This window comes from Crossiella cryophila, from assembly GCF_014204915.1.
Classification (GTDB): Bacteria; Actinomycetota; Actinomycetes; order Mycobacteriales; family Pseudonocardiaceae; genus Crossiella; species Crossiella cryophila.
On record NZ_JACHMH010000001.1, the window covers coordinates 3,436,535 to 3,457,420 of the forward strand.

The window sequence follows — 20,886 nt, forward strand, 5'->3', positions numbered from 1 at the left end:
TGGTCCACCTCACTTACCCTGCTCGGAGGTATGGACCATGAACCAGAACCGGTTACTGGCCTCTTTAGCGGCTCTGCTCATCGCCGGTGCGGTCACCGCCGCACCGGCGATGGCCGCTCCGGCGAAGGCCGCGGCGCCCGTGGACTATGTGGCACTCGGCGACTCCTATCACTCGGGTGTCGGCACCCGGCAGTACGACTCCGCCAGCGGCGACTGCCGGCGCAGCCCGCTGGCCTACCCGGCGCTCTGGGCGAAGTCGCACCAGGTCAGCTCGTTCAACTTCGCCGCCTGTTCGGGTGCGCGCACCGCGGATGTGACCGGCAAGCAGCTGGGCGCGCTCAACGCCGGCACCGACCTGGTCACGGTCGGGATCGGCGGCAACGACGCGGGCTTCGCCGACATCCTCACCCGCTGTCAGCTGGGCAGTGACAACGACTGCCGCAGCGCGGTGGACGGCGCGATCGCCTTCGCCCAGCGGGACCTGCCGGCCCGCCTGGACACGGTGTACCGGGCGATCAAGGCCAAGGCGCCCAACGCCAAACTCGTGGTGCTGGGCTACCCGCGCCTGTTCGACGGCGGCCCGTCCTGTTCCTTCGGCGGCATGGGCCAGACCAAGCGGGTCAAGCTGAACTCGGCCGCGGACATCCTCTCCGACGTGGTCTCCGGCCGGGCCTCGGCCAACGGGGCCACCTATGTGGACGTGCGCTCGGCCTTCGCCACCCACGGGATCTGCTCGTCCAATGAGTGGGTCAACGGGCTGAGCTGGCCGATCGTGGAGTCCTACCACCCCAACAGCAAGGGCAACGCCGACGGCTTCCTGCCCGCGCTCAACCGCGTCACCGGCTGACCGGCAACCTCAGGTCGCGCCACAGCCGCACGGCTCGGCGCAGGTGCTCCTCGGCCAGTGCCTCCCGGCGCTCGCCGCGGAGCACCTCGCCGAGCAACTGGGTGGCCCCGGCTTCGCCGTGCCGGTCGCCGAGTCGCTGGTAGAGCAGCACCGCGCGTTCCAGTGAGCTGCGCCCGCAGGCCCGGCGGCCGTCCGCGGAGTGCAGTTCCCCCATGGCGCGCAACACATACGCCTCGCCGTGGGCGTCCCTGATCCGCTCGAAAACGGACAGTGCTTCGTCCAAACAGGACAGTCCGCGGTCCGGGCGGCCCTGGCGCTGGTGCAGTACGCCGAGCTGGTGCAGCACGTGCGCGGCCCGGTGCTCGTCCCCGGCCAGCCGGGCCAGCCGGAGCGCGTCGGTGAAGGCCAGCAGGGCCTCGTCGTGCCGGTGCTGGGCCAGCCGGGCGGAGCCGATGGCGCAGCGGGCATAGGCTTCCGCGCATCCGTCGCGGACGGCGCGGAAGGCGGTCAGCGCGGCCTGGTGGTGTTCGAGTGCCTCGGCCGGACTGCCCAGCACCCTGGCCAGCGCGCCGAGTCCGCAGCGGGCCAGTGCCCGGCCGTAGTCGTCGGTGAACAACTCGTGCGCGGCGGTGAAGCGTTCCCTGGCGCGGGCGTACTCGTCGCGGTAGAGGTGCAGCTGGCCGAGCCCGCGCAACAGCGCCGCGCGCTGATCTCCTTGTGCCACGGCCAATGCGGTCTCGTGCGTGCGTTCCCAGTCCTCGTGGTGGCTGCACAGGTCGAAGTAGGGGACCAGGGCCAGCGCGAGGTCGGCGGCGAGGGTCGCCTCGCCGTGCCGGGCGGCCAGGTCCACCGCCTCGACCAGGGCGGGGCGTTCGCCGTCCAGCCAGGCAAGTGCGCGCGGCAGTGAGTCGGTGGGCGCGGTGTCCCGCTGGCCGGGGGCGAAGATGTTGACCGGCAGCGCCGCGGCGGCGGCGCGGGCGCGGCGCAGCCAGCGGTCCAGTACCTGGCGCACCCAGGCCGGATCCGTTGGGGCGGCGGCGATCGCGGCGCAGCGGGGGAGTTCGGGCAGCCGGTAGCGTGGCCCGCCGGTGGCCGCGGCCCCGGCCACCTCGGCCAGTCCGGCGTCCACCAGGTCCTCCACCGCGGCCGGATCGCCCAGGGTGTCCGCGTCCACCGGGGCCGGTCCGAGCAGGCCCCAGCGGGCGAAAGTCGTTGCGGCGTCAGGACTCAGCCGTGCCTGACTCGCGGCGATGCCCGCGCCCGCGTCCAGGTCGCCGCAGCGCAGTTCGGCCAGTCGGCTCGCCGGGTCGGCCAGCCGGGCGGCCAGGGTGCCCAGCCGCCAGCCGGGCCGGGCGGCCAGCCGGGCGCCCGCGATCCGCACCGCCAGGGGCAGTCCGCCGCAGGCGCGCAGGATGGTCGCGGCGGCCTCGGGTTCGGCCGCGATCCGGGCCGAGCCGACGATCCGGGCAAGGAGCCGGTCGCCCTCGGCCGGGGTGAGCGCCGCGACCGGGATCTCATGCGCGCCAGGCAGTTCGGTGAGCAGGCGGCGGCTGGTGACCAGCACCGCGCAGCCACTGGTGGCCGGCAGCAGCGAGCGCACCTGGGCGGCACTGGCGGCATCGTCCAGCCACACCAGCACCCGCCGGTCGGCCAGCGCCGAGCGATATCGGGCCGCGCGTTCGGCGAGTCCACCGGGAATATCGGTGATCCCCAAGGAGCGCAACAGTTCCGCGAGCAGGCGGCCGGTCGGCGCCGGCCGGTGCGAGCCGCCGAGGTCGAGGTAGAGCTGCCCGTCCGGGAACCTGGTGCGCACCGCGTGCGCGGCCTGGGCGGCCAGCGCGGACTTGCCGCAGCCAGCCGGTCCGGTCAGCACCGCGATCCGGGCCGCGCCCAGTTGCGGGGACACCGGTTGCAGCAACGCGGTGAGCTGGTCCAGTGCGGGCTGCCGACCGGTGAAATCGCCCTCGGCGGGTGGCAACTGGCTGACCGCGGACCGGATGACCGGCGCGGTGGCGGCCTCGGCGGCTGGCAGTTCGCCGGAGAGCAGCGCGGCGTGGATCCGCCGGGACTCCTGCCCCGGCTCCACGCCGAGTTCCTCCAGCAGCCCTCGGCGCAGGTCGGCGAACGTTTGCAATGCCTCGGCGTCCCGGCCGGTCCCGGCCAGCGCGAGCATGAGCTGCTGGCACAGGCCCTCCCGGAACGGGTGCCGGGCCAGCAGTTCGCGCAACTCGGCGATGGCGGGCTCAGCGCGGCCCAGCGCCACCAGCACGGCCAGCCGCTCCTCGGTGGCCTGCAGCACCCGTTCCTCCAGCCTGCGCAGCAACGCGGCCCAGCCAGGGGTCGGCGGCAGGTCCTCCAGAGGTGAACCGCGGACCAGGCCGTCGGCCCGGCACAGCAGCTCCAGGGTCAGTTCCAGCCGCCCGTCCGCCCGGCACTGCCTGGCCCTGGCCGTCAGTTCCTCGAAGACCAGCAGGTCCAGCTCGTCCGGCCGGACCACGATCGCGTAGCCGCGCGGCTGGGCCAGGATCCGCTCCTCGCCACCGGCCCGCAGGCTGCTGCGCAGGGTGCTGACGTAGGTGCGCAGGTTGGGCACTGCCGAGCGCGGCGGCGACTGCGGCCACAGCGCGTCCACCAGCGTTTCCGCCGGTACCAGGCGGTTCGGGTTGAGCAGCAGGGTGGCCAGCAGCTGGCGTGGTTTGAGGCCGCCGATGGGCAGCGCGAGGTGTTGTGCCCGGACCTCAAGCGGGCCGAGCACCCGGAAGTCCAGTTCGTCCTGGGCCATGACCACCCCCGCCGGGCTCGCGGTTGTATGCGGTTTGAAGCCGTTCTGTATGCGCCGCTCGCAGGCTGGCGGCGCCGACAGGAGGGACGGAAGCATGAAAATCAGACGTGTGGTAGCGGCGGGAGTAGGGCTGTTGCTCGCCACGGCCACCGCGGTGGTGCTCGCCCCCGCCGCCCAGGCCGCAGGCCCACGCCCCAGTTTCCAACTGCCTTTCCCCTGCGGACAGGCCTGGAACGGCGACAACGACAACAGCAGCGCGCACCGCGCCTACGAGATCGACTTCAACCGGGGCAGCAGCGCGGGCGCGGACAAGGGCGACACCGTCTCCGCCGCGGCCGCCGGCAAGATCATCACCTCCGCGCACCAGGGCTCGGCCAACGGCTACGGCAACCTGGTGGTGATCGACCACGGCGGCGGCTGGCGCACCTACTACGCGCACCTGGACGTCCGCTCGGTCGGGGTCGGCGCGCAGGTCAGCCGGGGTCAGAAGATCGGCACCGTCGGCAACACCAGCAAGCCGGGCAACAACATCAGCCCGCACCTGCACTACGAGGTGCGCACCACCGACACCAGCTACCCGGCCAACATCCAGCCCGCCTACTTCAACGGCGCCCGCTTCGGCTACCCGAACCAGACCCTGACCTCCCGCAACTGCGGTGGGTCCAGCAACCCCTACGACGCGGTCGAGGTCTGTGGCGCGGGCTACGGCGTGGTCGACACCGCCGCGCTGGGCACGGCTGGCACCGTGCAGCTGCTGTTCAACGCGGCCAACGGCAACAACTGCGTGGTCACCCTCAAGAACACCTCGGTCGGCACCGCCTCGGCCGTCTCGGCCTACCTGGAGGTGCAGGGCGCGGCCCGGACCACCGATTCCGGGAGTTTCGAGTACTACGCGGGGCCGGTGCGGAAACCGGCGGACAACAAATGCGTGAAATGGGGTGGCTCGGTCGGCTCGGCGGCCTACAACAGTCCGTTCGAGCACTGCGGCTGAGTCGGCGCAGGGCGGCGGCGGGCCTGTTACCGGTCTGATAACAGGCCCGCCACCTGCGGCGACACCCTCGGTCTAGATAACTCCGCCCCGATGGCCGCTTGTTGGTGAGTTTTGCACCGAGATACGTTCTTGGTGTTCTGCTCGCTATTCGAGGGGGCTTCGGTGACTCCACGGACCATCCCGGCTGTTCAGAGCTGGGCAGCCAGTGACGGCAGGTACCGGTTCGGTCCAGGGAGCACGATCCTGGTGGACCCGGCAGCCGCGGCCGAGCTGACCGCGGACGCGAACACCTTCGCCGCCGACCTCGGCCTGCTGCTGGAGACCGCGCCGCCCAAGGTGCGCACCGCGGCCGCCGCCGAGGCCAGGGACGGGGACCTGGTGCTCGGGCTCGGCGCGACCGACCCGCAGCTGGGCGAGGAGGGCTACCAGCTGGAGATCGGGCCGGTGCTGCGGCTGCACGCCCGGCGCAGGCTCGGCGTCTTCTGGGGCAGCCGGACGGTGCTGCAGCTGCTGCACGGCACCGCGGGGGAGTCGATCGCGGGCGGGCGGATCCGGGACTGGCCGCGCTACACCGTGCGCGGCGCGCTGCTGTGCAACGCCACCAAGCACTACGACCTGACCTGGTGGACCAACCAGATCCGGGACCTGGCCTACCTCAAGTACAACGAGCTGGTCATCTACGTCGACGGGGTGGGGCTGACCCGGCCGGAGCTGGAACACATCGCCCGGCTCAGCGAGCAGTACCACGTCACCGTGCTGCCACAGCTGAACATGCCGGGCCACATGGACCAGGTGCTGCCGCCGCACCGCCAGTACCAGCTGCGCCACCCCAACGGCGAGTACCGGCACAACGCGCTGGACATCAGCAACGACGCCGCCCGCGAGTGGGCCTTCGGGCTGATCGAGCAGTACCTGCCGCTGTTCCCCGGACCGGTGTGGCACTTCGGCGCGGACGAGTACCCGGCCTGGGCCGGTGGCATCGACGACTTCCCGCAGCTGGCCGCCTACGCCCGCCGCCGCTACGGCGCGCAGGCCAACGGCTGGGACGCCTTCAACGGCTTCATCAACGACGGCGCGGAGCGGATCCGCAGGCACGGCAAGCAGATCCGCATCTGGAGCGATATGCAGCGCACGCACGCGCGGGTGGTGCGGGTGGAGCCGAGCACGGTGATCGAACACTGGACCTCGGACCGGGAAGGGCTGCTGCCGGTCCAGGAACTCATCAACCGCGGGCACAAACTGGTCAACGGCAACGACCAGTTCCTCTACTACAACGGCGGCCGCAACCCCGATGGCAGCCAGCGCAAGAAGACCGACGCGCGGCGGATCTACGAGCAGTTCCGGCCAGGGGACATGCACGGCGGCCAGGACCTGCCGGAGGATCATCCGGCGCTGCTGGGCATCCGGTTCTGCCAGTGGAACGACCTGCCGGTGGAACAGCTGGAAAGCAGTCAGGCCACCGAACTCGCCATGTTCGACACCCTGCGCGCGATCGCCCAGCACGCCTGGGGCTCGCCCAAGCCGAGTGCGAACTGGTCCGGGTTCAAGCCGGTGGTGGACAACGTCGGCCGGGCGCCCGGCTATGTGCCGCCGCTGACCGTGCCGCACGGGCACGGACCGGGTGCGGCCAGGGACGGCTACGAGGTGGTCACCTTCTTCGCGCCGAGGGCCGACGGCAAGGTCGAACACGGCTGGCAGCACCACCCCGGGCACGGTCCGTGGGCGCGCACCGCGTTCGGCGGCCGGTTCGGCGGCGGCATCGCGGGCAACACCCCGGTGATCCTGGACGTCTACGGCAGGCTCACCTACCTCGCCCGCACCAACTCAGGTTCGCTGGAATGCGGCAGGCAGCCCGCACCCGGCTCGGGCCCGTGGACCGACTTCACCGAACTGCCGGTCAAGGTGCTCGGCGACCCGGCACTGGCCCTGGATGTCCAGGGGCGCCTGACCTTCGTGGCCCGCGCGGCCGAGGGCGGCCTGCTGCTGGGCCGGGAACGCACCCCCGGCTTCGGCGAATGGGAGTTCACCCGCCTGCAGATCGACGCCCAGGGCGACCCGGCCCTGGTGCTGGACAAGGACAAACACCCCTGCTTCGCCGTGCGCACCGGCGGCAACCGCCTGCTGCTGGGCCGCCGCGAACGCCCCAGTTCCAGCAACTGGCAGTACAGCACCTTCGCCGCCGACGTCGCGGGCGATCCGGCCCTGGTGCTGGACAAGGACCGCCGACTCGTCGCGTCGGCGCGCACCACCAACGGGCGGCTGGTCATCGCGGTGCAGAACGGAAATGCCTGGGACACCAGGCAGATCAGCGGCGAGGTGGCAGGCGAGGTGGCACTCGCCCTGCAACCCGACGGCAGGCTGACCTTCTTCGTGCGCGACGGCGAGGGCCACATCCAGCACGGCTGGCAGAACCAGCCCGGCTCGGCCGAGTGGACCGAGGCCGACCTGGGCGGCGCGATCACCAGCGAGGTCAGCGCGTTGCAGGACCACGTGGGCAGGCTGCTGGTGTTCGCGCGCAACACCGCGGGGCGGATGTGGCACGGCTGGCAGGACAGTCCGGGGCAGGGTCCGTGGGAGTTCGCGGAGCTGAGCAGCGGGCTGCGCTGAGACAGGGCAAGGGAAGCAGGCTTCCCCGGACCACGCTGGGTCGGCACCGTCCGCACCGTGGGGGTCCGGGGGCTCGGGCCCCCGGGCAGATACAAGGACTCCGCGAAGAAGCCGAAGGCTTCGAGCGAGCGGAAGCTAGGGCGGGCCCACGCGCGGGAACCACAGGGGGGAGGGGCTCCGGGGCGTAGGCCCGCGTTAGAAACAGTACTGGCGTGTGTCGCTGTCTGCTGGCGTTTTCCCAAGATTTTTTGCGGATTCTTTCCGCAGGCCAACGCCGACTTCACACCGCCGGACAGCACGCCTCATTAGTGCGCGGGAAACGACAACTTCGCGCACAAGCGCGCAACCCCCGGTGGTTTTGCCGGTAATCGAGGCCGGAGGTTTTGTCCCGGCTGCGACACCTCGGTCTCATTCTGCTGGTTCCACGCCTTCGAAGATCGACACCGTGGGTCATTCACGAGCTGTTTACCTTCTCTGACAACGGTTCTCCGACTGAACCCTACGATCGTCGGGTGCGTTGCCCTCGGTGTAGAACAGAGCGAACCGGTCGGGTGTCTTCGGTCACGACGATGTGACCTGGGACGATCGGTTGTCCAGACTGTGAGGTGTGGCGTGGTGCCGCCCGTTGTGAGGTGTGACACATCCAAGTGTTGAAACACCCGGCTGGGCAGGTGCGAACTGACACGTGAAGCCGGGCTGAACTTCCCTCAGCTTTCCGGCCGTCGGAAGGAACATGCGATGCGATTCACCGGGATCCTGCGAATCGGTGCGGCGCTGGCCGCCGTCGCCTTGGTCGCCGCCTGTGGCACTGCCGGACAGGGATCCAACGGCAGCCGCTCCCTGGTCGCCCGCGCCGAGGGCGACAAGAAGCTGACCATCGGCATTCGATTCGACCAGCCAGGCCTGTCGCTCAAGGTGTCCGAGAGCAAGTTCGAGGGCTTCGACGTCGATGTGGCGAAGTACATCGCCGCGCAGTTCGGCGTGCAGCCCGCGGGTATCACCTGGAAGGAGGTGCGCGCCGCCGACCGCGAGAACTTCATCAAGAACGGCACGGTGGACTTCGTGGTCGCCACCTACTCGATCAACGACACCCGGAAGCAGGCGGTGTCCTTCGCCGGACCGTACTTCGTTGCGGGGCAAGGCATCCTGGTCCGGTCCAACACCAACGACATCACCGGCCCGGAATCGCTCAACGGCCGGAAGCTCTGCTCGGTCAAGGACTCCACCTCGGCCCAGCAGGTGCGGCAGAAGTTCGCCAAGGACGCCCAGCTCGTCGAGTACTTCCGGTACTCCGAGTGCATCAACGCGCTGCTGCTCAACAACGTCGACGCGGTCACCACCGACGACGTCATCCTGGCCGGCTTCGCCGCCCAGAACCCCGAACTGCTCAAGGTGATCGGCAAACCCTTCACCCAGGAGCGTTACGGCATCGGCCTGAACAAGGACGACGCCGAGGGCCGGACCGCGGTCAACACCGCGATCGAGAAGATGATCAGCAGTGGCGAGTGGAAGAAGTCCATCGACCGCAACGTCGGCCCCTCCGGGTACCAGGTGCCGACCCCGCCGTCGATCACCGAGCGGTAGCGCTCACCAGCGTCAACGGCGGGCATCCCCCAGATCGGGGGGTGCCCGCCGTTCTTTTTCCGCCAAGCGGGAACATACCCCCCGGGGGTATCGTTGCACTGGTCGTCCACCGAGGAGGAGAGACCAGTGCACGAACACGAGCAACAGCCGCGGACGACAGCGCCAGGCGAGGACCACGAGCACGCGGACGGCGGCCACTCCGCCCACGGCCACGACACCGCGGGCGGCCCCGGCGGCCACAGCGCCCATGCTGCCCACTCCGCCCACGGTGACCACTCCGCCCACTCCGGCCACGGCGATCACGCAGCCCAGTTCCGCGACCGCTTCTGGCTGAGCCTGGCGCTCAGCGTCCCCGCCGTCTTCGCCAGCCACATGGTCTCCGGCTGGCTCGGCTACCACGTCCCGCCCTGGCTGTCCTGGGTCGCGCCGCTGTTCGGCACCATCGTCTTCCTCTACGGCGGCGTGCCCTTCCTGACCGGCGCCGTCAGCGAACTCCGCACCCGCAGGCCCGGCATGATGACCCTGGTCGCCATGGGCACCTCGGTCGCCTTCCTGGCCAGTGCCCTGTCCACGCTCGGCGTGCTCGGCCCCGAACTCGACTTCTGGTGGGAACTCGCCCTGCTGGTCGTGATCATGCTGCTCGGCCACTGGCTGGAAATGCGTGCGCTCGGCCAAGCCTCCGGCGCCCTGGAAGCCCTCGCCGAACTACTCCCCGACACCGCGGAACGCCTGACCCCCAACGGAAACCCCGAACCAGTCCGCCTCAGCGAGCTGACCGTCGACGACATCGTCCTGGTCCGCTCCGGCGCCCGCGTCCCCGCCGACGGCGTGGTCACCGACGGCGCGGCCGAGGTCGACGAGTCCATGGTCACCGGCGAATCCCGCACCGTCCGCCGCACCACCGGCGACCGCGTGGTCGCGGGCACGGTCGCCACCGACTCCGCCCTGCGCATCCGCATCACCGCGGTAGGCGAACAGACCGCCCTGGCCGGCATCCAACGCCTGGTCGCCCAGGCCCAGCAATCCCGCTCCCGGGTCCAGGCCCTGGCCGACCGGGCAGCCGCCGCCCTCTTCTACTTCGCCGCCGCGGCCGGAGTCCTGACCTTCCTGATCTGGACCCTGCTCGGCGACCTCACCGCGGCCGTCGAACGCACCGTCACCGTCCTGGTCATCGCCTGCCCGCACGCCCTCGGCCTGGCCATCCCCCTGGTGATCGCCCTGTCCACCTCCCTGTCGGCCCGAGCAGGCATCCTGGTCAAGGACAGACTGGCCCTGGAACGCATGCGCCAGGTAGACGCCGTCCTCTTCGACAAAACCGGCACCCTCACCAAGGGCCGCCCCGCCGTCATCGGCATCGCAGGCGACGACTCCACCCTCGCCCTGGCCGCCGCAGCGGAAAGCGACTCCGAACACCCCCTCGCCCGCGCCATCGTCACCGCAGCAGGCGACAACATCCCCCACGCCACTGACTTCCACTCCCTCACCGGCCGAGGCGTACAGGCCACCGTCAACGGCACCCAGATCACCGTCGCAGGCCCAACCCTGTTGCGCGAGAAGGGCATCACCCCACCCCCCGACCTCACCACCCAAACCGCCGCCTGGACCGCCCGCGGCGCCGCAGTGCTACACGTCCTGCGCGGCAACGAGATCCTGGGCGCCATCGGCCTGGCCGACGAGATCCGCCCGGAATCCCGGGAAGCCGTGGCCGGACTGCACAAACTAGGCGTCCGAGTGGTGATGGTGACCGGCGACGCCCGCCACGTGGCCGAAGCGGTAGCCGCCGACCTGGGCGTGGACGAGGTCTTCGCCGAAGTCCTCCCCGAGGACAAGGACGCCACGGTCAAGGCCCTGCAAGCCCGAGGCCACCGAGTAGCCATGGTCGGCGACGGCGTCAACGACGCCCCCGCCCTGGCCCGCGCCGACGTAGGCATCGCCATCGGCGCGGGCACCGACGTGGCCATCGAATCCGCCGGAGTCGTCCTCGCCAGCGACGACCCCCGCGCCGTCCTCGCGGTCCGCAGACTCTCCACCGCCAGCTACCGCAAGATGCGCCAAAACCTGCTGTGGGCCACCGCCTACAACATCCTCTCCGTCCCCCTGGCCGCCGGAGCCCTGGCCGGCATCGGCTTCATCCTGCCCCCAGCAGTAGGCGCCATCGCCATGAGCCTCTCCACCATCGTGGTAGCCCTCAACGCCCAACTACTCCGCCGCCTCCACCTAACCCCCTAACCCCAACAGCCAACCCCCCCGTACAACAACGGCCAACACGAGGTACAAGAACGGCCAACACACCGTCCCAGAACGGCCAACACGCCGGGGAGGGGTTCGGGTTTGAACCCCCTCCGCGCGTGTTGGCCGTTGTCGTACCCAGTGTTGGCCGTTCTTGTACGCCGTGTTGGCCGTTGTTGTACGCCTTGGGCGATTGCGACCGGGCGAAGGCCGAGGACAGGCGGCCGGGGCCGGCCCCAGTGTGGCTCCAAGGGCTCGCGCCCCGTCCCGCAACGGCCAACGTGCCGTACAAGAACGGCCAACACACCGTACGAGAACGGCCAACACGCCGGGGAGGGGTTAGAGAGTCAGCAGGGCCAGCGGGGGGCGTCCAGTTTGAGGTTCTTGCGCATGGAGCTGAGGTTGAGGCGGCGGCTGGTTGGGCAGAACTTGGCGTTGTCCACCTCGTACTCCGCGTGCAACACAGCCTTCCCCGCCCTGATGAACGGCGACAGCTTGTCGCACTCGTCGAACTCCGCGCACTGCTCGTTCACCGCGAAGTCGAACTCTCCCACCAACTGCGGGATCAACCCCAGCGCGTTCTTCAACCCGATGGACAGCCCCTTCCCGTGCGCCAGCTTGGCCAGCGCCCGGTTGTAGGCAAGCTGATCCTCGGCCGAGATCGAATGTCCGGTGTCATGCGTGTACGCGTCCACCAGATCCGCCTCGATCCCGTCGAAGCCCTTGTCCCGGCACACCTGGAACCGCTCGGCCATCACCGGCAGCAGCACGTCCAGCTTCCGCACGTCCAGCCACCGCTCACCCGGCCACCCGTTCTCCTTGCCGGTGGCACTGCGCAACCGGCCCGCATCGGCCCGGTAGTCCTCGCTGGCACCCGCGTTGACGTAGCAGATCACCTTGCTGCCCTTGGCCTGCAACGCCTGCACCACCTCGCGACTGTTCTCCATCGCGTCGATGTCGTACACATCCACCTTCACCGAGGTGTCCACCGGCACGGTGAGCTGCCACTGCCAGGTCACCCCGGGCGTCGGCCGCCAGCGCTCCTTGGCGGCCGGTTGCTTCGAGGGTGGCGGGGGCGGCGGGGCGGACCCCGGCTCCGACGGTGGAGGAGCCGGGGTCCCCGTGCTGCCGGGCGGGGGTTCGGTCGTGGTGGGCCCGGTCGCCGAGGTCGCCGAGGAGGTGGCGGCCTCGTCCTCGGCGGCGCTGCCGTGGGTACAGCCGCTGACGGCCAGCAGACCGGTCAGCAGCAGGGCTAGGAGACCCGTCGTGGGCCGCAGCGGCCCACGGCAAGCGTTTGCCGGTTGAAATGCCCCGCCAGTCGTCGCCACGGGTTCGCTCCGTCCAGGTCGGTCACGTACACCGCGCCCGCGTTGAACCGCGAGGCGCGCTGCAACGTCCGTTCGGTTTCCGCGCGCGGTGTGCCGTAGACCAGGTGGCAGAACCGCTGTGCGGGCAGGCCGTAGGCCCAGGCAGGCACCTTGAGGTTCTCGTGCTCGCGCAGCCTGCCCTCGAAGGTCACCAGCAGGTCGGCCAGTTTGGCGTACCCGTAGGCCGGGTAGACGCCGTGGTTGAACACCACCGTGCGCGCGCCCATACCGCGGGCGGCCGCGGCCAGGCCGCGGTACTGCGGCAGGTGCTCGGCATCGGCCGAGACCTGGTCGAAGAACACCCCGTCCACCCGGTACCAGGCGTGGTAGCGGGCGATCTGACGCTGCACCAGCTCCCGCGAGCAGCGCCCGTACCCGGTGTCCACGTAGCCCATCACCGGGATGCCTGCCAGCTTGAGCCGCTGCACCACGGCGCTGAACATGATCTCTTTCGCCAGCCCTGGGCCGCTGTCGATGTTGAGGATCACCATGCGCAGGTAGTCGGCGGCGTTCACCAGCGTCTGCCAGTCGGCCGGGGCGGCCGAGGGGTGGAAGTAGGCTGGAACCGCGAGTAGCCCGCGGTCCGGTTCCAGGGTCATGTGCGGCATTGCGCCTCCTGCCAGAGGTCCGATAGCGAGGTGGCCAAGTCGATGGCGGGCCGCCAGTCGAGGGCCTTCCCGATCGCACTGATCTCGGCCTGCTGCCAGGGCACCTCCGCTGACCGCGCGGAACCTGAGTCAGCCTGCCCGATCGGGCCGGTGTAGCCGGCTATCCCGGTGAGCGCCTTGGCCAGCTCGCCCACTGTGATGCCCTCTCCACTGCCGACATTGAGCACGGGCTCATCGATGACGGGCGCGAAAGCCGCGGCATGCACTGCCTCGGCGACGTCCCTGACGTCGATGAAGTCCCGCACCGCGGAGAGCGGGCCGAGCCGGACCTCGTCGCCCTCCGCTTGGGCCCGAAGCAGCTCCTGGGCCAGCCGTCCGGCGACGTTGCCGGGCGGTGAACCGGGGCCGATCGGGTTGAACACCCGCAGTACCACGGCATCCAGGCCTGCCACGCGGGCAAGGCAGACCAACCGGGTGGCGGCCAGTTTGGTGATCCCGTAGACGCCGACCGGTCTGGTCGGAGTCTGCTCGGTGACCGGCTCGCCCGTCACCACTCTGCCGTATTCCGCAGCCGAACCGAGATGCACCAGACGCAATCGTTCGGGTCCGCACAGGGCGGCCCGGACCAGCGCGGCAGGCAGATCAATGTTGGCGGCGGCCAGATCGGCGGGATTCCCGCCGACCGCACCGGCACAGTTGACGACGACATCGGGGGCGGTCTGCGCGAGCAATCCGCCGATAGCAGCAGAACCTTCGGCCGTCAGGTCGATCCTGACGTGCCAGGGCGAGGAGGGCAGCGCCCCGCGTGCGGCCGTCACGACCTCCAGGTCACCGCGCCTGAGCAGCCGGTGGAGGACGTGCCGGCCGATGAAGCCGGTCGCGCCGAGCAACAACACGCGGGGCACTGCGTTCTCCTCACGATCATGGTTTGTTGTCTGTCTATTGTGGATGGACATTGTGGACGGTGTGGGTGACGGCGGACGGCGGGTCGGTCGTCACCGGGGAAACCGTTACCTCAGGCGGATGCCTTCAGCGGTGGGTGCTGCAGCGGGGTGTCCTTGAGCAGGCTGTGCCGCAGCACCGGGAACTCGGCGTTGGCCCGGTCGTAGTCGTCCGGACGGCCGATGTCGAGCCAGTAGCCGTTGAACTCATACGAGCTGGGCGGGGTGTCGGTCTTGAGCAGGTCCAGCACCAGCTCGTCGAAACCGAGCGGCAGGCCAGGGGTGTACCCGCGCAGCGCCTCCCGGCTGACCCCGTAGACGCCCATGCTGACCCGGTAGTCCAGGGTCGGCTTCTCGGTGAACTCGACGATCTTGCCTTCGTCCGCGGTCAGCACGCCGAAGTCGATCTTCACCTGACGCTCGTAGGTGGCCACGGTCAGCGGCGCGTTCTCGCTGCTGTGCCTGGCCAGCAGCGCGCCGTAGTCCAGGTCGGTGAGCACGTCCCCGTTCATCACCAGGAAGTGCTCGGGCAGCGAGTCCAGCAGCTGCACCACCGGGCCGATGGTGCCCAGCGGGTTGTCCTCCTCTGCGTAGTCCACCGCCATGCCCCACTTGCTGCCGTCGCCGACATAGGAGCGGATCAGGTCGCCCAGGTATCCGATGGCCAGGGTGGCGCTGCGGAAACCGCTGTGCGCCAGCTGGGTCATCACGATGTCCAGGATGGAGAACTCGTCGCCGATGGGGACCAGCGGTTTGGGCAGGCAGGTCGTGTACGGACGCAGTCGGACGCCCTTGCCACCGGCCAGGATGATCGCGTGCATCGTTGCCCCTTGTTGTCTGTCGCTGTGGTTGATCACTGGGTGTAGATGCCGGGCTTGTAGTGCGCGAGGTTGGCCGGTTCCCGGAACCACTCGATGGTCTCGGCCAGGCCCTCGTCCCTGCTGTACGCCGGTGCCCAGCCGGTGCGCTCGCGCAGCTTCGCCGCATCGCACACCAGTCGCTGCACCTCGGAGTTCTTCGGGCGGATCCGCTGGGCGTCCTCGGTGATGTCGGCCTGCACGCCCATCACCCGCGCGATGTCCGCGGCGAGCTGGCCGACCGAGACCTCCTCGCCGGTGCCCGCGTTGAACAGTTCGCCGACCACGGCCGAGGCGGGCGCGGTGCCCAGGGTGTGGAAGGCGGCCGCGGTGTCCTTGACGTAGAGGAAGTCGCGGGTCGGGTCGAGCGCGCCCAGCTTCAGCTCGGTGGCCCCGGCGGCGAGCTGGCTCACCACGGTCGGGATCACCGCGCGGGCGGACTGGCGCGGCCCGAAGGTGTTGAACGGCCGCAGGGTCACCGCGGGCACGTCGAAGCTGAGGTGGTAGGACTCCACCATCTTGTCCGCGCCGATCTTGGACGCGGCGTAGGGGGACTGGCCCTGCAGCGGGTGCGCCTCGCTGATCGGCACGGTCAGCGCGGTGCCGTAGGTCTCGCTGGTGGAGGTGTGCACCAGGCGCGGGGTCTGCTCGGCGCGGACCGCGTCCAGGATGTTCAGCGTGCCGATCACGTTGGTGTCCACATAGGACCGCGGTGCCCGGTAGGAGTAGGGGATCGCGATCAGCGCGGCCAGGTGGTAGACGGCCTCGGCGCCCTCCACCAGTTCACGGGCGCTGGCCTGGTCGCGGACATCGCCCAGGACCACGTCGACCTGGTCCATCACCTCGGCGGGCAGCGAGTCCAGCCAGCCCCAGGAGCTGAAGGAGTTGTAGAGCACCATCGCGCGCACCCGGTGGCCGTGTGCGACCAGTCGCTCGACCAGGTGGGAGCCGATGAAGCCCTCGGCGCCGGTGACGGCGACGACGTTGGACACGGTGTTCCTCTTTCTTCTGGGGGACTTCGGGTTTCAGCGGTGACGGACCGCGCTGCCGAGCGAGAGCGCCGCGTGGCAGTAGAGAACGAGAAGCAGAGCGAGCCCGACGGCGAGCTGCACCCACACCGTGCCCAGCGGCCAGCGCAGCGCCCCACCGGTGAGGGTGAAGGCGACCTCCACGGCCAGGGCCGCGCCGCAGGCGATCAGGGCGATGGTGTTGAGCCCCAGCGCCTGCACCAGCAGGGCCAGGAAGAGCGCGCCACCGAGGGCGAGGTAGGCGGCGTAGGTGGGGACCGCGGCCGGGATGGCTCCTGGCACGGTGAACAGCACCACGGCGCACAGCGCGGCCGCGGCGATGAGGTAGCGGGTCAGCACCCCGGTGAGCACGAACCGCGAGCGCAGCGCGAAGCTGGCCAGCGTGGTGCTCTCCCGCAGCAGGCGGCCCATCCGCCTGCGGTAGCCGAACAGGCACCATTCGGCGAAGCCCATGCTCAGCGACACCGGCAGCGCGGCCAGCGCGGCGCCGGGGATGTCCGGGGCCGAGGGCAGCACCGCCCACACCACGGGCAGCGCGAGCAGTCCGGCCGCGCACAGCCCGAACAGCGCGTGCGGCAACGCGTTGCGCAGTTCGGTCCAGTTCGGTCTGGCCTTGGCCCGCACCGGTTTCCCGGTCCGGGTGCGCCACACCGCGAAGCCCACGGTGAGCAGCACCGAGCCGATCAGGCCGAGCAGTTCGGCCCAGTGCGGCAGGAACCGGTGCCCGCCAAGCAGATGCAGGCCACCGGCCAGCACCGCGGGCGCCAGGGCCAGCAGCAGCAACAGTTCCGCGCCGCGCACCAGCAGCACGGTGGCGGCCAGCAGGTAGATGCCCTGCCCGACACCCAATGCCAGCACGGACCAGCCAGCGTCACTGAACCAGGCCAGCCCGGCCGAGGCAAGTGCCACCAGGGTGCCGCAGAAGAACAATCCGTTGCGCAGCACCGAATAGGCGGCGTCGGCGCGGCCGAGGCCGAGGCGGACGTAGCCGAGGTAGGACAGGCCCTGGCTCATCGTCCAGGACAGCACCAGCGAGCCGACCAGGACCGCCAGCGCGGCGGGCCGCACCAGCAGCGGGGTGGCCGCGGTGTAACCCAGGCCGGGCAGGGCGAAGAGCACCCCGCGCAGCAGGTGCAGTTTCGGGTTGGCCGCCCAGACCTCGGGCAGCGGGGCCGGTTCGGCCGGCGCCCTCGGCACCAGCCGGAACAGCTCCTCGGCCAGCGCGAAGACGTCCGGGCAACCGTAGCGGGCCTTGACCGCCTGGTCGGACAGCCCGTCGGCCTCCAACCCAGCCGCGACCTCCAGTGGGTCGACGGCGTTGGCGCACAACGACTCGAACCGGTGCGCCAGTTCACGTAACCGCGGCGGGATGTCCAGGGTGCGGACGTCCGGCAGTGTCTCCGGCCCGCCGAGCACCCCGATCGGCTCCAGCTCGGGCACCGTGCCCGCGCTCATGACGCGGCCGCCGGCAGTCGCCGGGACCGCTCGGTCACCACGCCGAGCCCGGTGTACAGCTCGTCGAAGGTGCCGACGGCCTTGTCCACGGTGAACAGTTCGAGCGCCCGGTGCCGGGCCGCGGCGGCCATCGCGTGCCGCAGGTCCCGATCGGCCAGCAGCTCGACGCACGCCTTGGCCATGGCGGCCGGATCCCTTGGCGGCACCACGATCCCGGTGTCGCCAACGGCTTCCGGCACCCCGCCGACATCGGTGGCCACGCACGCGCGGCCGACCGTCATCGCCTCGATCAGGGTGTAGGGGAAGCCCTCGGAGATGCTGGAGAGCACCACCACGTGCCCGGCCACGTAGGCGTCCCTGATGTCGTCCACCCGGCCCTCGAACACCACGCTGTCGCCGACCCCGAGGCTGGCCGCGAGTTCCTTGCAGCGGTTGGCATAGCCCTCGCCACCCTTGGGGGTGCCGCCGAACAGGCGCAGCCGCACGTCCGGCACCTCCTTGCGCACCAGCGCGAACGCCTTGATCAACGTCTCCAGGTCCTTGATCGGGTCGACCCGGCCAGCCCAGCTCAGCGTGGGCGTCTCGGGTTCGGCCTCGACCGCGGGGAAGTCCGCCGGGTCGACGCCGTTGTAGACGGTGCGGATGAGAGCGGAGTCGGTGCCCAGCCGTTCCTCCCAGCGCTTGTTGTAGATGTTGCCGGGCGCCACCAGCGCCGCGGTGCGGTAGGCCAGTTCGCACACCTGCCGGAAGAAGGCCAGGTGCAGTGCCTTGACCGGGTGCCGGTAGGGCGAGTTGCGGTAGCCCAGGTAGCGCTCCCGCAGGTAGATCCCGTGCTCGGTGAGCAGCAGCGGGGTCTGGTGGCACCAGTTCGCGGTGAGCGCGGGCAGCGCGGCCAGTCCGTTGGCCACGCAGTGCGAGACATCGGCGAGGATGGGTGGCGCGGCGAGCGGCCGGAGCGAGTGCTCCAGCAGCTCGACCGCGGTCACCGCGTCGGCCACGGTCGGCGGTTTGCCCAGGTTCTCGGGCCAGTCCCGCCAGGCGTCCATCATCGCCCGCACCGCGTCCTCATCGCGCAGGCTGGCCGAGAGGTCAGCGAGCTGGGCGTACTCGAACAGGCGGCGCAGCACCGTGGTGAAGCGCGCCTCCTTGTCCGGCAGCCCGGCCACCGTGAGGGTGGCCAGCAGCTCGCGGAACAGCTCACCGAAGCCGCGCAGGGCCTTGCGGCCCGGCCTGCGGCCGTGGTGCTCCGCGCCCCACAACGGGATCAGCGTCAGCGAGGCCACGTTCTCCGGCAGTTCCCAAGCGGTGGGCTCCTGTCCGGTGGAGACCAGCGCCACGAGGTGGAAGTTGTGTTGCGGCAGCCCGCGTACGAGCTGGTCGCACCACACGCTCACCCCGCCGAAACTGTGCGGGTAGGTGCCCTCGGTCATCAGCGCGACGTCCATCGGAGTCAGGCCGGCAGCACGAGGGTGAAGGCGCCACCGGTGCTGCGCCGCCAGTCCGAACGCTCACCGGCGTAGACCTGGCCCCACAACGGACCCTGGATCAGGCCGCCGAGCAGACCCGGCGTGCGGGTGCCCTCCGGGACCGTGATCGGCACGTCGACCCCGCTGGGTGCGGAGGTGTGCACGCGGCCGTTGAGGATGTAGCCGGAGACCTTGCCCGCGGCGACCTGGGCCCGCCAGTTGTTCTGCCGCTGCATCACGGTGCCCGCCTCGGACAGCCGCGGGTTCACGATCGGCGCGTTGGCGGCGAAGGCGTTGCGGTAGCCGGCGAGCATGCCCTCGACCATCGGGTAGAGCAGCCGGTCCTCGGCGATGTTGGACTGGTGGGCGTACTGCGGGCGGGCGTCGTTGCCGAGGATGAAGCGCATGCCGAGCCGGATCTGGGTGGGCACGATGTAGGAGTCGAACCCGTTGGCGCCCAAGGGCTGGATGCAGGTGGTGGTGTGCGGGTTGTCCTCGCAGATGCCGGAACCGCCGTTGGCGCGGGAGGTGTAGATCCAGTTGTACTCGTCGGTCATCTCCGCGCGGGTGCCCACGTTGTAGTACACCGAGATCGGGTAGCGCGGCACGCCCTGGGCGGTGCCCACCTGACGCAGCCCCGGTTCGCGGGAGGCGTCCAGGCCGATCCAGGTCACGCCGGTCTGGCGCAGCGCGGCGACGAAGTTCGGGTTGTCCTGGCCCTGCTGCGGCAGGATCTTGGTGCCCGAGTGCTCACCGGCGAGCATCTCGTTGCGCTGCAACGCGAGGCCCTTCTGGGTGCCCCACTGGTAGTTCTTGTTGATCTCGGTGACGATGTCGGCCTGCGGCAGCCACTTCACCGTGCCGTCCGGGTTGGTCGCGCACTTCCACGGCACCACGGTGGTGTCCTGCACGCAGCCGAGGAACTTGTGCGAGTAGGTGTGGTTGGCCCAGCGGAACTGGCCCTTGTTCTGCAGCAGCGCGGTGGTCAGCGGGTCCGAGCCCTGGGCGGCGATGACCTCGTCGCTGCCGAAGGCGTTGAAGTACATGTCCAGCTTGAAGTTGTTCTGCTGCTGCCACTGCACGACCTTGGTGACATCGGCAGGCGTCATCCGGATCGCGGGCAGCTCGGGCACCTCGCCCTGGCAGTCGATGTCGCCGGGGGTGCAGTTGTGCACGGCGTCCCAGCGCGCGTCGCCGTCGAAGACGTCGTCGATGTGCACGCTCAGGTACGAGCGGTGGTGCCCGAAGTGGATCCCCTTGGTGAGCCAGCTGATCAGCCCGTGCTGGAGGATCTTGAACTGGGTCTGCTCGGCGTTGTAGGCGAAGTTGAAGGTGAGCTGCTCGCGGGTGCCCTGCTTGAGCACCCCGGCCAGCACGCCCTGCTGCGCGCCGTCGGGGGAGACGCCGGTCAGGAAGGGCTGGAAGCTGGTGCCCGCGGCGGGGTCGTCCGGCAGCGGGTTGGTGAGGTAGCCGTATGCCTCCCACACCGCGGGGTCGCCGTTCTCCACCGGCACCGGCCCCCGCAGGTTGCGGAAGGCCCCGCCCAGCGCCGTCGCGGTGAGCTGGGTGGTGGTGCCGTCGAGCTGACCGGCGTAGTGCGGGGTGTTCATGCCCACCCGCGTGTTGGGGTAGGTGAAGGCGTTGACCTGGCGGACCCCGAACTTGGCCTCGTAGGCGGCCAGCGCGTCCAGTTCGGCCTGGGCGAGCCCGGCGGGCGCCTCGTTGGGCAGCACCACGGCCTGGAACTTCGCGCGAGGGGTGGAGTTGACGGTGTCGGAGAGGAAAGCGCTGGTGAGCACCGGGCGCTGGGCGTCGGCGAGCCGGACGACGGTGTTGGGCACACCCTCGTTGACCAGGGCCGAGCGGATCGCCTCGGCGGAGGAACCGCCGTCGGTGACGACGAGGACGTTGAGGTCGATCCGGGTGGGTGTGTCCGCGGCCGAGGCCACCGGGGTCATGCTGATCGTCAGCACGAACGCGGTGGCGGCCGCGGCCCGCAGCAAGACAGGGCGAAGCACACGCAGAGATCTCACGAAAACCCCGTTCATGCACGTGTCCGTGACCACACGTGCTTGGTGAAAGGAAGTGCCGCCATTGCGACTCCGATAAAACTCATCGCTAGGC

At 70.3% G+C, this 20,886-nt stretch carries 14 protein-coding genes; 5 read left to right on the forward strand and 9 right to left on the reverse strand.

The window, feature by feature from the left end:
• Positions 1–37 precede the first annotated feature (37 nt).
• Complete coding sequence (locus HNR67_RS15960; protein WP_185002933.1) at positions 38–847, forward strand: SGNH/GDSL hydrolase family protein; 810 nt, start codon at positions 38–40, stop codon at positions 845–847.
• On the opposite strand, the gene HNR67_RS15965 is transcribed toward HNR67_RS15960, so the two are convergent.
• Positions 837–3,629, reverse strand: coding sequence for an AfsR/SARP family transcriptional regulator (locus tag HNR67_RS15965; RefSeq protein ID WP_185002934.1), 2,793 nt, complete (start codon positions 3,627–3,629; stop codon positions 837–839). The genes HNR67_RS15960 and HNR67_RS15965 overlap by 11 nt on opposite strands.
• A gap of 94 nt (positions 3,630–3,723) precedes the next feature.
• Between HNR67_RS15965 and HNR67_RS15970 the strand changes: the two genes are divergently transcribed.
• The 4 genes from HNR67_RS15970 to HNR67_RS15985 all read left to right on the forward strand — a co-directional run bounded on the left by HNR67_RS15970 (position 3,724) and on the right by HNR67_RS15985 (position 11,040).
• Complete coding sequence (locus HNR67_RS15970) at positions 3,724–4,620, forward strand: M23 family metallopeptidase (protein WP_185002936.1); 897 nt, start codon at positions 3,724–3,726, stop codon at positions 4,618–4,620.
• A gap of 162 nt (positions 4,621–4,782) precedes the next feature.
• Positions 4,783–7,227, forward strand: coding sequence for a family 20 glycosylhydrolase (locus HNR67_RS15975; RefSeq protein WP_185002938.1), 2,445 nt, complete (start codon positions 4,783–4,785; stop codon positions 7,225–7,227).
• A 738-nt stretch (positions 7,228–7,965) separates the two neighbouring features.
• The gene (locus HNR67_RS15980; protein WP_185002940.1) at positions 7,966–8,811 is read left to right on the forward strand and encodes a glutamate ABC transporter substrate-binding protein; all 846 of its coding nucleotides are present in this window, start codon (positions 7,966–7,968) and stop codon (positions 8,809–8,811) included.
• A 126-nt stretch (positions 8,812–8,937) separates the two neighbouring features.
• A complete protein-coding gene (locus tag HNR67_RS15985; RefSeq protein ID WP_185002941.1) occupies positions 8,938–11,040 on the forward strand; it encodes a copper-translocating P-type ATPase in 2,103 nt (700 codons plus the stop codon).
• Positions 11,041–11,387: 347 nt separating this feature from the next.
• Here the strand turns inward: HNR67_RS15985 and HNR67_RS15990 are convergent, their stop codons facing one another.
• The 8 genes from HNR67_RS15990 to HNR67_RS16025 all read right to left on the reverse strand — a co-directional run bounded on the left by HNR67_RS15990 (position 11,388) and on the right by HNR67_RS16025 (position 20,780).
• Positions 11,388–12,059: an endo alpha-1,4 polygalactosaminidase gene (locus tag HNR67_RS15990; protein WP_221489918.1), complete on the reverse strand. Its 672-nt coding sequence runs from the start codon at positions 12,057–12,059 to the stop codon at positions 11,388–11,390.
• A 233-nt stretch (positions 12,060–12,292) separates the two neighbouring features.
• A complete protein-coding gene (locus HNR67_RS15995) occupies positions 12,293–13,015 on the reverse strand; it encodes a spherulation-specific family 4 protein (protein ID WP_185002943.1) in 723 nt (240 codons plus the stop codon).
• Positions 13,003–13,920 (reverse strand): NAD-dependent epimerase/dehydratase family protein, encoded by a 918-nt coding sequence (locus HNR67_RS16000; RefSeq protein ID WP_312987360.1) that lies wholly within the window; start codon positions 13,918–13,920, stop codon positions 13,003–13,005. The genes HNR67_RS15995 and HNR67_RS16000 overlap by 13 nt, the downstream gene beginning before the upstream one ends.
• 110 nt (positions 13,921–14,030) lie before the next feature.
• Positions 14,031–14,777: a sugar phosphate nucleotidyltransferase gene (locus HNR67_RS16005; RefSeq protein ID WP_185002946.1), complete on the reverse strand. Its 747-nt coding sequence runs from the start codon at positions 14,775–14,777 to the stop codon at positions 14,031–14,033.
• Between the two features lie 32 nt (positions 14,778–14,809).
• Entirely contained in the window at positions 14,810–15,805 is a 996-nt protein-coding gene (locus tag HNR67_RS16010) for an SDR family NAD(P)-dependent oxidoreductase (RefSeq protein ID WP_185002948.1), read from the reverse strand.
• Between the two features lie 33 nt (positions 15,806–15,838).
• Positions 15,839–17,296: a hypothetical protein gene (locus tag HNR67_RS16015; protein WP_185002950.1), complete on the reverse strand. Its 1,458-nt coding sequence runs from the start codon at positions 17,294–17,296 to the stop codon at positions 15,839–15,841.
• On the reverse strand, positions 17,293–18,741 hold the full coding sequence (pelF, locus tag HNR67_RS16020) for a GT4 family glycosyltransferase PelF (RefSeq protein WP_185002951.1): 1,449 nt from the start codon (positions 18,739–18,741) through the stop codon (positions 17,293–17,295). Before pelF ends, HNR67_RS16015 begins: the two co-directional genes overlap by 4 nt.
• Positions 18,742–18,746: 5 nt before the next feature.
• A complete protein-coding gene (locus HNR67_RS16025) occupies positions 18,747–20,780 on the reverse strand; it encodes a hypothetical protein (protein ID WP_221489919.1) in 2,034 nt (677 codons plus the stop codon).
• Positions 20,781–20,886: the final 106 nt, after the last annotated feature.